12 protein-coding genes are annotated in these 14899 nt (G+C 64.0%); 4 read left to right on the top strand and 8 right to left on the bottom strand.

Annotated elements, in window-relative coordinates; all coding sequences use genetic code 11:
- Positions 1 to 15: 15 nt before the first annotated feature.
- The 6 genes from NBG84_RS10790 to NBG84_RS10815 all read right to left on the bottom strand — a co-directional run bounded on the left by NBG84_RS10790 (position 16) and on the right by NBG84_RS10815 (position 7426).
- Positions 16 to 1434, bottom strand: a complete 1419-nt coding sequence (locus NBG84_RS10790) for a type IV secretory system conjugative DNA transfer family protein (protein ID WP_250919101.1) — start codon at positions 1432 to 1434, stop codon at positions 16 to 18.
- Between the two features lie 389 nt (positions 1435 to 1823).
- Complete coding sequence (locus tag NBG84_RS10795; RefSeq protein ID WP_250919102.1) at positions 1824 to 3194, bottom strand: ATP-binding protein; 1371 nt, start codon at positions 3192 to 3194, stop codon at positions 1824 to 1826.
- 4 nt (positions 3195 to 3198) lie between these two features.
- Positions 3199 to 4695 (bottom strand): SCO6880 family protein, encoded by a 1497-nt coding sequence (locus tag NBG84_RS10800; RefSeq protein ID WP_250919103.1) that lies wholly within the window; start codon positions 4693 to 4695, stop codon positions 3199 to 3201.
- 28 nt (positions 4696 to 4723) lie between these two features.
- Positions 4724 to 6262 carry a hypothetical protein gene (locus NBG84_RS10805; protein ID WP_250919104.1) on the bottom strand — a complete coding sequence of 513 codons (1539 nt, stop codon included), beginning with the start codon at positions 6260 to 6262 and terminating at the stop codon, positions 4724 to 4726.
- A gap of 37 nt (positions 6263 to 6299) precedes the next feature.
- Positions 6300 to 7019, bottom strand: coding sequence for a DUF8175 domain-containg protein (locus NBG84_RS10810; protein ID WP_250919105.1), 720 nt, complete (start codon positions 7017 to 7019; stop codon positions 6300 to 6302).
- Positions 7020 to 7102: 83 nt separating this feature from the next.
- The gene (locus NBG84_RS10815) at positions 7103 to 7426 is read right to left on the bottom strand and encodes a hypothetical protein (RefSeq protein ID WP_250919106.1); all 324 of its coding nucleotides are present in this window, start codon (positions 7424 to 7426) and stop codon (positions 7103 to 7105) included.
- A gap of 403 nt (positions 7427 to 7829) precedes the next feature.
- Between NBG84_RS10815 and NBG84_RS10820 the strand changes: the two genes are divergently transcribed.
- The 3 genes from NBG84_RS10820 to NBG84_RS10830 all read left to right on the top strand — a co-directional run bounded on the left by NBG84_RS10820 (position 7830) and on the right by NBG84_RS10830 (position 11484).
- Positions 7830 to 8984 (top strand): hypothetical protein, encoded by a 1155-nt coding sequence (locus NBG84_RS10820; RefSeq protein ID WP_250919107.1) that lies wholly within the window; start codon positions 7830 to 7832, stop codon positions 8982 to 8984.
- 28 nt (positions 8985 to 9012) lie between these two features.
- On the top strand, positions 9013 to 9804 hold the full coding sequence (locus tag NBG84_RS10825; RefSeq protein ID WP_250919108.1) for a hypothetical protein: 792 nt from the start codon (positions 9013 to 9015) through the stop codon (positions 9802 to 9804).
- Between the two features lie 469 nt (positions 9805 to 10273).
- A protein-coding gene (locus NBG84_RS10830) for an IS3 family transposase (protein WP_250919174.1) occupies positions 10274 to 11484 on the top strand; the annotation gives its coding sequence in 2 pieces (ribosomal slippage) (positions 10274 to 10568 and positions 10568 to 11484; 1212 coding nt in all).
- Positions 11485 to 11721: 237 nt separating this feature from the next.
- Here NBG84_RS10830 and NBG84_RS10835 read toward each other — a convergent pair.
- On the bottom strand, positions 11722 to 12354 hold the full coding sequence (locus tag NBG84_RS10835; protein WP_345780612.1) for an HAD family hydrolase: 633 nt from the start codon (positions 12352 to 12354) through the stop codon (positions 11722 to 11724).
- A gap of 176 nt (positions 12355 to 12530) precedes the next feature.
- Between NBG84_RS10835 and NBG84_RS10840 the strand changes: the two genes are divergently transcribed.
- Positions 12531 to 13751 (top strand): helix-turn-helix domain-containing protein, encoded by a 1221-nt coding sequence (locus NBG84_RS10840; RefSeq protein ID WP_285366551.1) that lies wholly within the window; start codon positions 12531 to 12533, stop codon positions 13749 to 13751.
- A gap of 591 nt (positions 13752 to 14342) precedes the next feature.
- Here the strand turns inward: NBG84_RS10840 and NBG84_RS10845 are convergent.
- Entirely contained in the window at positions 14343 to 14825 is a 483-nt protein-coding gene (locus NBG84_RS10845) for an SAM-dependent methyltransferase (protein WP_250919110.1), read from the bottom strand.
- Positions 14826 to 14899 lie beyond the last annotated feature (74 nt).

Here is a 14899-nt window from a genome sequence, read left to right on the forward strand (position 1 = left end):
TCTTCCGGGAGCTGCTCATATCGTGTGGCCTTTCGCCAACCGTGTTCGGCTGGCGATCATTTCGTGTGCGCGGCGAGTGGCCTCCTTGATCTCGTCAGCTCGCGGACCCTCGTGAGCGCGAACGAACGCTGCGAGGACGGCTGACGTTCGACGGTGTATCAGCAGCCCGTGCCGTTCGGGAACTTTACGGATGTCTGCTGGCTCGATGACCGCTCTGCGCCGAACAGATGTGGAGACTGAAACCCGGTCACCGTCATCGGAAACGGACTCGACATCCTCATCGAATTCGCCGGCTAAAGAGCTGTAAGACTTGAGTTCCTCCGGGTCCGATATGCCGCCGAGGAAGATTTTCAAAGTGCCGCTGGCGAACATTTTCCGCACGCCTAGGGGGCCCCAGCGGTCTTCGGCCTGTGCGTACCCTTGAAGGACGGCCATGACGAATATGTTCTGAGATCCGCTTACACTCATCAAATTGGGGATCTCCGGCAGGGGAGCCACATTTGCCAGCTCGTCGAGAAAGCAACCCAGTGGAGTTTCCAGGCGCCCATTGGGGCTGCGTGCTGCGATTCTCTTGGCCGTGTCGAACATGGCTTTGGCGAATGCGGCATTGAGTGGGGCCAAGGCGCTGCCCTCTTCGTCCTCGCCGATGAGGAAGAGAGTGCCGGATTCGGTGAGGTACTTCTCGATGTCGAAGATCTCAACATCGGCATCTGGGGCAAATATTTCGGCAACTTTCTCGTCATAGAGTGCGATGAAGGACTGTTCAGCTGTCCGCCAGGTGGCGGATCGCTCCTCCTCAGCAGCTGCGTGCTGTCCGGCTAGTGCCGCGGCCAAGAGGTGTTTGCCCTTGGCTGCCAGCAGGTCGACAGCCTCACGAGTATCAGGGTCGGTCGCCCATCGCAGGACGTCGATAGCCGGCCGCTTGTGCAGGGCTGCGGCGTGCAGCCAGCAGGTGATAAGTGTCTTCGCGTTGAGTGCGAAGTAGCCTCCATTCTTCGTTCCTTCTTCGGTCTTTGTGGTCGCTGCTAGAGTTTCCGCTCGCTTGCGGGCAACCTGGTAGTCCTCGCAGCCAGCGGTGATCGGCCAGCGCAGTTGATGGGGCCAGCCGGACAGGCCGGTCGGATCGAGCACCCAGACCGGGCCGCGGGTTTCACGCAGTAGCGCGGTGTTGTAGAGGACATCCGTCTTGCTGCTGGTGGCCAGGACTGTGCCTTTGAACTCCAGAATCTCGGGCAGGATGATCTGGGACGTCTTTCCTTCACGGGGCGGGGCGACGAGAATGACGGATTCCTCTATGGTCACCCAAAGATGCACCTCCGAAGGCGTCGCGCGTCCGGCGTAGACGGCAACGTCCCGGATCGAAATGTTGGGATTCCATTCCGCCATCCGGGGTCTCAGGGACGGGGCGCGTGCCAGGGCTTGCTTCTCGCCCATGGCTTTCTCCAGTTCCGCACGGGTCGCCATACCGTCCGCCCCGTCGGCGCCACGGTTCTTCCACCACCCGTAGGCCTTCCAGGCGCCGAAAGTCGATCCGCCAAGCGAAATCAGAAAGCAGGGCCAGAAAGCCCAGGGGCCCCCGACTCCAGAATCGGATGGCCACGCGGAGTCGGGATTCCCGGGCTGGCGAAAGACCGCGAATGCGGCTGTGCCTACCGAGTCCCAACCCACTGCCGCTGGCCGCCCGTGCGCGACAAGCCCTGAGAGAAACGCTGTTAGCCAGAGCACGGCGGTGAGCATGAATGCCGCCACCATGGGAATGACCCAGACAGCGTCTCGTCCGAGCCGAAGTCGGGCGGCTGTTTTCGGCGTCACCGCCTGGGGCATCATGCGGACCCTCTCTTGGCCAGGCGGATCATCGGGGCCTGGGGGCTTTGAGTTCCGCTGTCATCGGATTCCGACATCCTGCGGTTGGTGTCCGTGAGGCGGATCTCTCTCTGGGTGCGGACGTGTTCCACCAGATTGATTCGCGACCCGACCTGCCAGACCGCGCGACCCGGCGCGCAGACATTCGCTCCATCCGCCAACGCTCGCCTGGCCCAGACGGTCAGGCCTAGATAGTTGCCTGTCGTCTCCGCCTCCTCGCGATCCATATGGTAGAGAACACGCGTCGCTGTCAGTTTGAGAATGGCTAGAGCTTCAGGAGCCTCTTCCAGAACAAGGTCCGCGAGATGGTGCAGGATTGCCCAGAAACTCAGGCCCAGACGTCTTCCGTATCTCACCAACTCCTCAAAGAGTCTGGCGACGGGACGATGGCTCAGAATGTGCCATGCTTCCTCAACGATCAAAGTCCTTTTGATGTCGTCGCCGGGCCGTATCCAACCAAATCTGATCCACGGACCGATGACTGCCATGAGTAGCGGCATTGCCTCCCCCTCGCGGGGCAGACGCGTCAGATCGAAAACGATCAGGCGAGCGTCGAGATCGATTCCGCTACTCGTGGGGCCGTTGAAAAGGCCAGCCAGTTCGCGGTCAGGGTTGCAGAGTTCGTCCAACGCCAACGCCGCAGGCTGTCCCCACGCCACCAGCTCCTCCGGGCCGACTGGCTGCTGGCCCAGCAGTGCTTCACTGGGCGCGGTCAGTGCGTCGAGGACATCGGAGAGGATCACGACGCGCTGTTGGGCTCGGGTCCTGCTGATCGCCGCTTTGTGCGCTTCTGCGAGCGCGAAACGGGTCTGGGAGGCGAGGGGGCCGCCGGTGAGGATCTCCATCATGCTCACCAGGACTTTGGCTTGGTGCTCGGGCGGGATGCGGGGGTCGAGCGGGTTGATCCGGACTCCGTCGACTCCGTCCGCGTTGCCGTAGATGAGGCGGATGGGCTGGATGCCAAGCTCCTTGGCAATGCCGTCCCACTCGCCTGTCCCGTCTTCCCCCTGCGCGTCCAGCACGCAGAAGTGCCGGTCACGGAACCGGAGCTGACGGAGAACGTAGGTCTTCTCCAGCGCGGACTTCCCGTATCCCGACTTGCCGAGGATCAGGGCATGCCCGCTGGGAAGGCGTACGCGGGCCTTCGGGTCGTACAAGATAAAGGGGTCGTAAATGTAAGCTTTGCCGCTGTATGCCTCCCTGCCGATGATGACGCCACGTGGGTCCATGCTGGCCGCACCGACGGCCGGGTAGAGGCCGCAGGCATTGCTGGTGGTAGAGCGGATGGCCCGACGGCGCGTCTGGGTTTGGGAGCGCAGCATGTCCAGCATCGCGTCAGCTCCCGTTCCGGAAGAGCCCTGCCGCGAAGGGCAAGGTGTTGGCGAAGGCTCGGTAGTGCTCCTTGTCGGTCCACTCCAAGCGGATTCCTGAGCGGGATGCCGCACTGCGGACGGTGTCGCCGTCCCGGCGAAGGGCTTCGTCGTCGGGGGCCGTGACGGTGATCCAGGCGGCCAAGCGGATGCCTGCTGCTCCAGCGGCGATCTCGTGCATGGTCCCCAGCGACGCTTTCTGAGCTTTCTGCTCGCGGGGGTCTTCGATGACTCCGGCGCGCTTGTCGGCCTGCCCGAGCTCGTTGGTGGCGTCTGCCATTGCCTCGGTGATCGCCTGGTCAGTGGGCACCAGGTCCATCGTCACGCTGACGGTGAAGACGACACCCTGAACGTAGAGCAGCACGGGTGCCATGAAGTTGATTCCGACGGGGAGGACTGGCATCTCTTTGATCCACGCGGTGCGTGAGTACCAGCCGGGGGAGGTCTCCCAGCTACGCGATACCAGGTGGCTCGGGTCACGGGCGTCAAGCTCAGCTGGCCAGCAGGTGACGCGGTCCATGCCCGTTGTGTCGTCGATCCAGTGGCTCGGGTCGTACCCGTGGTGGATATACGAGGCCAGACCTGCTTCGTCCAGGTTGCGCACGTGACGCAACTGGCCGCGAGAGAGCTGGCGGATGAAGTTCTCCAGCTCCTTGCCGAGGGCGATGCCGTAGCCGACGTGCAGGGTGTCGTAGCGTCGGGCCTCGGCGACCAGGTCCGTCGTGTACGGGATGCCGAGGACGAGAATCAGGCGACGATCCTCGGACGTGACGGCGACGTGTCGGATCAACTCCTGGTACGAGACTTCCAGCCAGGCGGGCGCCTTCGGGTCGGCGCGTGCGGCCGCGTCCCGCGCGTGCGCGTTGGGATCGGTCGGGATTACGCGTGCGATCCATTGAAGGCGGCGGATTCGGCCGCCTCCGTCAGCCGTGGCCTTGAGCAGGGATTCGTAAGCCTGGATGAGCGATTCCTTGTCTTCGGTGTCGAGCGATCCGAAGTCTCGCATCGCCTCAACCTCGATCGCCGCTGTAAACATCAGCTCGTGCGGCTGGAGGAGGATCGCGATCTCGCCGAAGGCCGTGCGCGCGCTGATCCATTCCATGTCCCGGGGCACTCCGGCAGGAACGTCAACGGACATCCGCCGCCCGGCGATCAAGCGGCCCGCATACGGGGCCTGCGACTTGTACAGCAGCGATCCGTCCCGCAGCAGGCGGCGGTATGTACGCGTGACCTCAAACCACTTGAGAAAGGTGCGTCCGCGAAAGGGAGCGAGAACGGCCCACGCACACGGCCCGGCCAGCACACCGAAGCAGACCACCTTGAGCACGGTGCTGCTGACGAGCCAAGCGAGGACAAGCCCGCCAAGAAGCCCTGCGGCGAGAACGACTTGTTCGTCGCCCTCCAACTTGCGACCGAGTAGCCCCCGGGGCCTCGGACGAGGGAAGACGAACGTGCGGGCCATCAGCTGACTCCTTCAGTGGTGGGCGGCGTCATCGCGGGTCCTCGTCCGCCGGCGGGAGATCATCCGAGGGCTGTTCGGGGGGCATCTCCGCGGGCGGCCACGATGACGGTGGCGCAGGCTCGGCATCGCCCCCTGCGGCTGTTGCACCATTGCCGCCTCCAACAGGCGCGGCACTGCTCTCCTCTCCCGCCGCAGCCTCTCCGCCTGCTGGAGAAGTCGAGTCCGAGCCTGATGCAGCACCACTCCCCGATCCCCCTCCTGAGGTTTTGTCACCGGCATTCCCAGCGGAGGTGTCCGGGGTGCCGGAGGCGCCATCCGCAGACCCGCTGGCCGCATCCACGCCCTGCTCGACTGCCTGCTCACCTTGCTCTTTGGCGGAATCGACGCCCTTCTTCGCTGCCACTGCCGCGGCACCGACTCCAGTGGCCGCTGCGCCGGCCTCAGCAACCTCAGCTTCTGAGCCTCCTCCGCCCAGGCTTTCGCCCCCTTCGCCCGAGTCACCACCCTCGCCCCCTCCACCACTGCCGCCCCCAAAACGCGACTTGAGTTCGCCGAAGCTGTCGCCCATCTGACTGCCGACGTTCTGCGCACTGCCCTTCATGCCTTCCTTGGCCTGATGCATGCCCTGGATCTCATCACCCACAAGAGGGAGGAACTTCGCAAGCTGGAATGGAAGGTAAAGGGCCAGCCAGAAGAGAGCGATCGCGGTGAACGCAGTTGCGAAACTCTGTGTCACGGAGGGACTGCTCGCATCGCTGACGAGCATCCCAGAAGCCAGATTCAGGGTAGTGAAAAGCACATACTTGCTCGCGATGATTCCGCACATAACGCCGACCCAGCGCTTAACGTGATTCCACAGACTTCTGTCGACCAGGCCGGAGAAGACACTCGTGCCCAGAACAAGTCCGGCAAGGATCAGTGCGTTCCGCACTATCAACTCCAGCCAGACACCCGCGATTGCAGTCAGGAGGGACAGGGCGAGGAAGATGACGAGGATCGAGCCACCAGGAATTGACATCAGCACACCCATGGCGGTGGTCACCGTGAAGACCATGTCGGCCGCGTCCGAGGCCACTGGCATGAGCATCGCCTCAGCCGCCTCATCGAACAGCTTCACCGTGTACGCGATACCTGCTGGGGCCAAGGCGCTTACGGTGACTGAGATCAGCAGAAAGCCGATCGATTCGCCGAGGGCTTGCAACGGCGGGACCCCTTGGACAGCACGTTTCGCCACGGCCAACAGCCAGAGAATTATGGTCAGAACCGTGGACGCAGCGAAGGCCATGGAGTACGCCCGGAGAAACCCTGGATCCTGCCAATCGATGGATGTCGTTGACAGGAGAGCCTTGATCATCTGAGTGAACAAGCTCGTGACGGCATTGTTGAAGAACTGGGCGATATAGCCCAGAGGGTCACTCATGAAGTCGACTGCCTTGTTCGTTGACTCCACGACACCGCAGACCTTGTCGGCGAAAGGAACGTTCTTGCAGGTCCAATCGCTGAAGTCGTTAGCCTCAGCCGTCTGCCCCGCGCTGAGCATCACTTGCAGCGTCGTGGTGAGTCCCACAATACCGAGGACCCGAACGCGAATCCGGTGTCCCGCTTCAGCCCGTATAGGGAGGCGCATTGAAGTCCCCATCTGCCCGACGGAATTCCTCGACAGAGCTGGGTTCGTTTCCGCCGTCGTCGAGAGGAGTGGGCCCGTTCACCGAACTGATCGCCGCGAGTTTCCAGTCGGAGCTCTGCCATTGGAGGGTCAGCGTGTAGGTGGTCCAGGAAGCGGAGACCGGAAGTGGCGCGCTCTTGTCGCTCACACCGATGAGTCCGGTCATCCAGAGGGACACGGTGGCAACCTGGTCTGAGTAGCTGACAGTCTTCGTGCCCATGGCCGCTGCGCGCGCCACCAACTCGTTCTGGTTGTCAGTCGTGACACCGAGAGCGAGGAGGACCTGCCTCATTCCCGCGTCATCGTTCCGGAGCAGCCGGTCCCGCGAGTCTGTGGCCGCCATCGCTGTAATGATCTTTCGGCGGGTCGACGTGTCCGTGAAGTAGCGCGCTGACGAACGTGCGATCTGGTAGTTGACCGCTGCCCGCACGGCACCGCCCTCGGAACGCGGGTACCCCACCGGGACACCGTCGACATGCTCCTGTTCGTTGACGGCTCCGTCGCCGCCGGCTCCCTGTGCGCCCTTGCCTGGTTTGGCGCTTTGGGCGGGGGCGGTCTGCGTCGAGCCACCCGACTCGTTGTCGCTGCCACCGTTGGACAGCCGCACCCCGACGGCTAGGGCGAGCAGGAGCGTGAAGACGCCAGCCGCGATGGCCATTCCCCACCACCATGGTTTGCCTCCCGACTGGATAGCAGGATCTTCGCCGCCGAGCACGCGCGGACCGCGCGGCTTGGCCGCCATCAGATTCCCAGCCCGTAGACGATGGTGAAGATGGTGCCGAGGGACCCGACGGCGAAGGCGCCAATCAGGCTGCCACCGACTTCCTTCTTCCCCTTGCTCACCTGGGCGGTGTCGTGCTGGCCTTCACCGACTTTGATATGGAAGGCACCGAGCGCCGCCCGGCCCAGCAGGGACACGATCACACCGGCCATGATCGCCTGCACAACCGTGCGCGCGGTAGCGCCAAGTGCTGCGAAGGGCCCCCAATCGGGGGCGACTCCGTCGACCAGACTGCCGATGTCTCCGTTCGCGGCAAGAATCACCAGTTCCTGGGAAGCAGACATGCCACTCCTCTCTCCCCGTCGCAGAGCTGACATAGAGCACGAGTTCACACGCGACACAAGCTACATACACTGACTCTTGACAACAAGTGTTTAGAGTATCTGACGCCAGAGGTGGGTGCGTCCTGATCGCTCTGTGGGGGTGGCATCCAGGCGGCGGCCCGGTCGCGGGCATCGGGCGAACGCTGCCGAGCTCCACGCCTATTTCTGCATTTGCCCAGTCAAATACAGGTTACTGAATAGCGTTGCGCGCGGATGCCGGCTGGGGGTGACTCGCCTCGCGGTGGCCCTCGATGGATGTTGCGGTGGCGCAAGTTCGGCCATCCTACTGGCGCCACCGGGTGGCTAGCTCCTGGCCATTTCACCCCGAGTGCTGTTCACTGGAGGCAGTCATAAACATATGTTGATGAAAGGGGTGGTCGCAGTCAAGAAGACCGCCCTTGTCGTCCTCGCGTTGGGGCTGGCGGTGGTATCCCTCTGCGTGCTCGTCGTCTCAGCGGCCACTGGTCAGGCGCAAGCCCGTTCCGAGACCTGCGAGGGTCTCCAGCCCCTCGGGAACGGCCAGATCGGAGACGTCGCGGGTGGCAAGCCAGTTCTCTTCGAGGGAGTAGAGCGCCCTACCGGTTCACAAGTAGTGATCCCGCTCCGCCCCGAAGGCCATCAAACGCCCGCGCGGTGGTCAGTCCGCCAGGTCCGCAACGCTTCGAGCATCACCAACGTCGCCCGGACTCGGAAGCTGTCGCCCCGGGCGGCTGTGATCGCGGTCGCGACCGCGATGCAGGAATCCACGCTGAACAACCTGGCTGGTGGGGACCGTGACTCGGTCGGGCTCTTCCAACAGCGTCCTAGCCAAGGGTGGGGAACCGTTGCGCAGTTGACGGACCCGATCTACGCAGCGAGAAAATTCTACGACGCCCTTACCGGAATCCCTGACTGGCAGACCAAACCGCTCGCAAAGATCGCCGGCGCAGTTCAGCGCCCAGCCAAAGAACTGGTAGGCGAGTACGCCAAGTGGGAGCAGACAGCGGGTGCGCTGGTCGCCAAAACGTGGGGCACCCATGCGGTGACCTCGGTCTCCAGCGGCTGTGAGAGCGATGAAGCAGAGGGTGTAGGCAGCGATCCTGCGGCGAAGTTCACGGTCAAAAACCCTCGTTCAGCTGCCCATGCCGCCGCCGTCGCTCGCAAGACAGCGGGCAAGCGGGGGTGGTACCGCATGTGCGACAACTTCGTGGCCCAAGCGTACGGCTACGGATTCTCCGGTTCGGAGACCGCCAACGTGCACTGGAACCGGCTCGTCGACGCGGGTCTCGCGCACCCTGGTGACGCCAACCCACCAGCAGGGTCACTCCTGTTCTACGACACCGGGGAGTACGCGGGCCACGTCGCCCTCTACCTGGGAAGCGGCAAGGTCGCCAGCAACGACATCCTCGACACCTACCGGGGCGAAGGGAAGATCGCGATCGTTGACAGGAAAGAGCTAACCGACGGCAAGTGGCGCCTGCGCTATCGCGGCTGGACTCAGCCGGGCTTCCCCAGCGCAGGAGGCAACAGCACCATCTGACTCACCACCGAAAGCAGGTGTCCTTACCATGTCCGATGTCGTCCACGTCCGCATCACCGTAGATGGGGCGTGCTTCATCGACGACGAGTACTTCGCGGCCCCGCCAGGGGTCTCAATCAACGAGGCCGTGCTCGCCCATCTCCAACTGGAGTCTGCCGCACTGGAGATATCGGTCCGCGCGACCATTCGAGACGAGCAAGCCGACTACACCACCGACATCGAGGTGAATCCAGACGGGACCAGTCAACCCGTCACCGCGCGAGCCGCAAATGCCACAACCTCACCTGGAGGCCGAACTGCGCCGACAACCGGATCGGTGCAACCGGCATGGTCATCCATTGAGGACCCAATCCCGCCCGGTCGCCCCTATGCCCCACTGCCGCAGCCATACCGAACCGCGCTCCAGGCAGTCTGCGCGACCGCCAACCACAACAAATTCACCGCAGCGGCGCGTGAAGCTGACCGACTACTAGCGGATTTAACCGCAGAGTACGGCCCTGACCACCTCTATACCCTGTCCGTCGGACTTGTGCGGGGTGACATCGCCTGGCTTGCCAAGGACTATCGCTACGGTTGGGAGAGCTGGAACTACATGGCCAGAGCCTGGAACCAGCACCTGGGCCCTGAACACATCACTACGATCCGCGCCGTGGGCAACAGTGTCGGCTGCTGGCACCGCCTGATGCCAGGCGAAGCCCTCTCGACGGCTCCCCAGGTCGTGGCGCTCCTCGGTAGGATCCCGGTCCCCGGCAGTGAACAGGCCCTCAAACGCATCCACCATCGGCGAAGTCTGCTTGCACGAGCATCGAAGAGCGAATAGGAGTCACCCGATGAATCCCATCACCACCGGTCGCACGATCATCTTCCTTCTCCCGTACGGGTTGCTCCTTGCGGGGATCCTCGCCGCAGCGAAAGTGTCGGGAGCGCCTGGGGGTACGACTGCCGTCTTCCAGGCTCTCGGAGTCGCTGCTCTCGGAGGCATTTGGGTCTGGCTTCGCGCTCGCAGGAGCTACCGCAGGTAGGGCCGCAAGGCCGACTAGGGCTTCCGGCTGATGAGCTCTCCCTGCGGGGGATGACTTGGTGGGAGCCGGTGACAGTGCGTTTCGACCGGCGGCGGTGGTTGGAGGCGGTGTATTGCAACCGGAGTCTGGTCACGCAGCTTGACGGTGAGGAGGCGGATTGGAGCGATCCGATCCCCCCGATGGTGGTTCGCCGACGTCGGGCCTTGACCCCGGATTTTGGACACCGGAGACACTTGGATCTTGATGGTCCAGGAGAACGGAGTCCCCGTGGGGATGAAGCACTACCCCGCCGAGTTCAAGGCGGACGCGGTCGCGTTGTACCGGTCGAGGTCGGGAGCGACGATCAAGTCCGTCGCCGCTGATCTCGGGGTGAACACCGAGACGCTGCGGAACTGGATCCGGGCCGCCGACGGGCGCCGTCCCGGCGCCCACTCGACGCAGCCGGCCGCTGCCCGGACCGGCGGTGACGACGTTCAGGCGGAGCTGGCCGCCGCCCGCAAGAGGATCCGTGAGCTCGAGGAAGAGCGTGACATCCTCCGCAAGGCAGCCCGGTATTTCGCGACGGAGACGCGCTGGTGAACCGCTACCAGTTCGTTGAAGACCACCAGCGTCGTCACGGCGTGAAGCGGCTCTGCGACATCCTCGGCCTCTCCCGCTCGAGCTTCTACTACTGGCGCCGCACCGCGGCAGCACGGGCGGCCCGGCGGGCCGTCGAGGCCGGCATCGCGGCCCGGATACGCAAGGCCCACCAGGAATCCGACGGCACCTACGGAGCCCCCAGGATCACCGCCGAGCTCCGCGACGAGGGCGGCCAGGTGATCAACCACAAGCGCGTCGCGAGGATCACGCGGACCATCGGGCTCGAGGGAGTCCGTCTGCGCCCCCGGCACCGCACCACGCTTGCGGACCAGGCCGCAGCGAAGGCGCCGGATCTGATCTGCCGTGACTTCACCGCGTCCGCGGTGAACACGAAGTACGTCGGCGACATCACATACCTGCCGGTCAGAGGTGCCAAGCCGCTCTACCTCGCGACCGTCATCGACCTCGCCTCACGCCGGCTGGCCGGGTGGGCGATCGCCGACCACATGCGCGCCGAGCTCGTCATCGACGCCCTGACGGCCGCCGAGAAGACCCGCGGAAACTTGACCGGAGCTGTGATCCACACCGATCACGGCTCGCAGTACACGAGCAGGTCCTTCGCTGAAATCTGCAGGTCAGCGGGGGTCCGACAGAGCATGGGCGCGATCGGGTCCAGCGCGGACAACGCCGCCGCGGAAAGCTTCAACGCCGCCTTCAAGAGAGAGACGCTCAAGGGCCGCAAAGGCTGGTCGAGCGAGCGTGAGGCCAGGCTCGAAGCCTTCCGCTGGCTGACCCGGTACAACACCCGACGCAGGCACTCCCGCCTCGGTCAACGATCCCCGATCTCCTACGAGAACGCCCTGCAACCAGCACCAACTACCCTGACCCAAGCCGCATAGATGTGTTCAACATCCGGGGTCAAGGCCCGAAACACGCTGACCCAGCACCCTGAACCACGTCGATGTGCCACGGACACGGTAGAGAGGCGGGCAATGCCGTCGCTGCGTCGATCTGCTCGTACACGTGTGGGATCCCCCTGAGTTGCGTGGTGAAGTCGCGACGGATGCGGGACCCGCCCGCTATCTGTCGACCACGGTGGCGGGATCGCGTGGCGACAGCGACACCACATACCTGCCCTAGGCCGGGGTTCGGTGGAGGAGCAGTGAATTAAGGAAAGACGCGGTGGCAACTGGGTCAGTTGTGTGGTGCACGGTGCGGATGCCCAGGGCCTCGGCAGGGGGCAGGTTATCGGCATGGTCGTCCACGAACACGCATTCAGAGCCAGGCAGTCCCAGGGCCTCCAGTGCGCGCTGGTATATGAGTGACGACGGCTTCCGTACCCCTTCCAGTTCCGACAGGACCACGGCGTCGAAGAAGTCGTTCCACATTCCCTTGTCCGCGTAAGGGTTGTATGGCTCAATTCCGAATGAGTTGCTCAGCATGGCCACCTTGATGCCGGCCTCACGGGCGCGCTGGGCTGCTGCGACGATCTGCGGTTCCGGGTGCAGGTTCGCAAGCGCCCGGCGCATCAGGTCTGTCGAGTCAATGTTAAGGATGCCGCCGATGACGCGGTTCCAGTCCTCCTGGGTAGCCTCGCCGACTTCCAGAGCAGCGTAGACGGCAACGCCTTCCTCGTTCTCGTTCAGAGCATGGAAGTACGCCCCGGGCCGCAGCCCTTCAGACCTCTCGAATGCCTCGCCGTTCAGTCTCATGCGGGTAGTGAGCACACCGCCAAAGTCCAAGATCAGGCCACGGTATGGGGCAGACAAAGCAGCCTCCTTGCCATTCTGGTTGTACGTGTACGCCGCCCCCCTGCCGCGCTAGCGGCAAGGGGAAGACCGTTGAGTGCCCTCTCAGGGAGAGAGGACCAGTATTCCCTCTGTCACGGGCACGCGGGCATACGCTTGTTGCGAGTGCCCTGCCCACGACGACGAATGGTCAGTCCATGGCGTATGACGGAGAGTTGTTCAGCATCGGGCAAAGGATCAAGTGGTTCCGAGAGCGCCGGGGGATGTCCCAACGGGCCTTGGGTGACTTCATTGGCAGGTCAGAGAACTGGGTCTACAAGGTAGAGAACGGGCGGATGCCGTTGGATCGGGTGACCGTCCTGGTTGCGCTCTGTCACACATTGCGATGCAGCATGGAGGATCTCACAGGGGGCTACCTATCTGGCATCACGACCAGCGGGGCTGAGCACGAACACGTCCCCAGCATTCGCCAGACGCTGTCCCTTCCGTCGTCTCTGCTGCCTCTGAGGATCGCGGAGGTCAGCGCAACCGACTTCGAGGCATCCGTCACAGACGCGTGGAACGTTTATGAGACACAGGCGGAGGGCCGCTATCGAGACGTGGGAGATCGTCTGCCCAACCTACTTCGTCAGGGGCATGCAGCTCTGCGCGACGTCGGCACCGGAGAAGAAGGGGGAGTTCTGCGGCAGCTGATCAGCCTCTACGGTCTGCACCAGATTTGGCTGCGACGGGTCGGCGAAACCACCCTCGCCCGGATCGCGGCTGACCGTGGCCTGGCGTTGGCCGAGAGAGCGGACGACCCCGCGCTCCTGGCCGCTGCGGCATGGAACCTCTCCTGCGTCCTCACCTCAGCAGGCGACGTGGCGGACAGCTACGAGCTGGCGCAGCAGACGATCGCCCAGTGCAAGCCCAGTGATAACGCTAGCGTCGAGCACTGGTCGGCGTACGGAGCGCTCCATCTGCAAGGTGCCGTCGCCGCAGTTCGGGCGACCAAGGGACCGCGAGCGTGGGATCTGTACCACGGAGCGCGGCAGGCCGTGCAGAGGGTCGGCGCCGACCTCAACCACTGGCACACCTCATTCGGCCCGACGAACTTCGCGATGCACGAGGTCCATCTGAAGGCCGAGGAATGTGACGCCAGCGAAGCGCTGCGCGCGGCGGACCACGTCCAGATCAACCCTGAGCTGCCGCTCGAACGTCGCACCAGGTACTTGATCGAGGTGATGAACCTCAACCGGGTCCAGCGCGATGACTACGCCACGGTGCACATTCTTGGGAAGCTGATGAGGCAGTCACCGGAGGAGATCGTGTTCTCTCCGCTGGTCAGGGAGGCAGTAGCCGACCTTCTGAAACGAGAGAAGCCGATGTGGCGGGACGACCTGCGTGCCGTAGCCGCACACATTGGGCTAGCCGCTTAGTAAGCGCCGCAACCCTGAGCGTTACTCATGCCTGATTTTTCCTCAGGGGCGCCTCGCCAAAACGGCCGTACTTTTACCGGTCATGACGACAAGTCCTGGAAAAACCGGTCCGGGCGCGGCGCCCTTACCACCCGTCAACCGTCACCTCCGCCTCACGCAGAAGGCCGAGGTGACACCCACTGAGGCCGGACGATTCGCGGTCCCCCTTGTGCTCCACGAGGGAACCTCAAAAATCACCCCTGTGCAGCTGGTGTTGACCGCCGAGGAAGCGGTCACACTCCACATCTTGCTTAGCTCCCTCCCCGCCATCACGGGCGGAAGTACGCCGTGACACCACGCCGCACCCCACAGAACCTTGATCGTCGCCGGAACCTGGCCGACGCAGCCACCACCGGTTTCCGAGCCTTCGCCGGAATACTCCTACGGCGCACCCCGCTCCGATGCGACCGGCACCGTGACATGACCGCTCCTCTCGGCCCTTCCGTGCCCACGCCCAGCATGGCGACATTGATCTTCAGAGCCTCCGCGAGCGCCCTTCGATCAGGTGTAGTTGGTGTGTGCTGGCCCCGTTTTATGGGCTTGGGATGTCCGTCAGCGTTCGTCGGGGTTGCGCCAGTAGTCGGGGAGCATTTCGGGGACCCATGTGGGTGTGTGGATGGCTCCTTGTGGGCCCATGGCGGGGAAGTACGGCGCGAGGTCGAGGATCGGTGTGCCGTCGACGGCGTCGAGGTCGGTGACGTGGATGTCGCGGCCGTGGACTCCGAGGACGCGGGGGAACGAGGTCGCCAGTTGGTTCGGGCGACGGTGGTTGCGGTGGGCGAACGTTCCGGTCGCCGGCCACTGCGGGTTGTTGCGGGGGCTGCGCACGTGCAGGGCCACATCTTGGGGTGTGGCCAGGTGGAAGTGCCAGGTGACGACGAGGTGGGAGAAGTCGGCGAGCCCGCGGAGGGTTTCGTCCGGGTACTCGGCGTGGAGACGGATGAGCGCCTCCACACCGCCCTGATAGTCGTCGGCTACCTCGGTGTGCCCGCCGATGACGGTGGCGATGGGCCTGATCTCGTACCTGTTGGACACTGCTTCCCCTCATTCCCGGTGTCCCGGCGCGCTGCGGTGGGTGGGCCATGCGGCCGCCCGAATGCGTCGTCGCC

Origin of the sequence: Streptomyces albipurpureus, assembly GCF_023701525.1 — a bacterium.
Classification (GTDB): domain Bacteria; phylum Actinomycetota; class Actinomycetes; order Streptomycetales; family Streptomycetaceae; genus Streptomyces; species Streptomyces albipurpureus.

Excerpts from the sequence above, each read along its gene's own strand:
- NBG84_RS10790 (WP_250919101.1), bottom strand. The coding sequence starts at position 1,434 with ATGGGCGAGAAGCAAGCCCTGGCACGCGCCCCGTCCCTGAGACCCCGG.
- NBG84_RS10795 (WP_250919102.1), bottom strand. The coding sequence starts at position 3,194 with ATGCTGGACATGCTGCGCTCCCAAACCCAGACGCGCCGTCGGGCCATC.
- NBG84_RS10800 (WP_250919103.1), bottom strand. The coding sequence starts at position 4,695 with ATGGCCCGCACGTTCGTCTTCCCTCGTCCGAGGCCCCGGGGGCTACTC.
- NBG84_RS10810 (WP_250919105.1), bottom strand. The coding sequence starts at position 7,019 with ATGGCCATCGCGGCTGGCGTCTTCACGCTCCTGCTCGCCCTAGCCGTC.
- NBG84_RS10815 (WP_250919106.1), bottom strand. The coding sequence starts at position 7,426 with ATGTCTGCTTCCCAGGAACTGGTGATTCTTGCCGCGAACGGAGACATC.
- NBG84_RS10820 (WP_250919107.1), top strand. The coding sequence starts at position 7,830 with ATGAAAGGGGTGGTCGCAGTCAAGAAGACCGCCCTTGTCGTCCTCGCG.
- NBG84_RS10825 (WP_250919108.1), top strand. The coding sequence starts at position 9,013 with ATGTCCGATGTCGTCCACGTCCGCATCACCGTAGATGGGGCGTGCTTC.
- NBG84_RS10840 (WP_285366551.1), top strand. The coding sequence starts at position 12,531 with ATGGCGTATGACGGAGAGTTGTTCAGCATCGGGCAAAGGATCAAGTGG.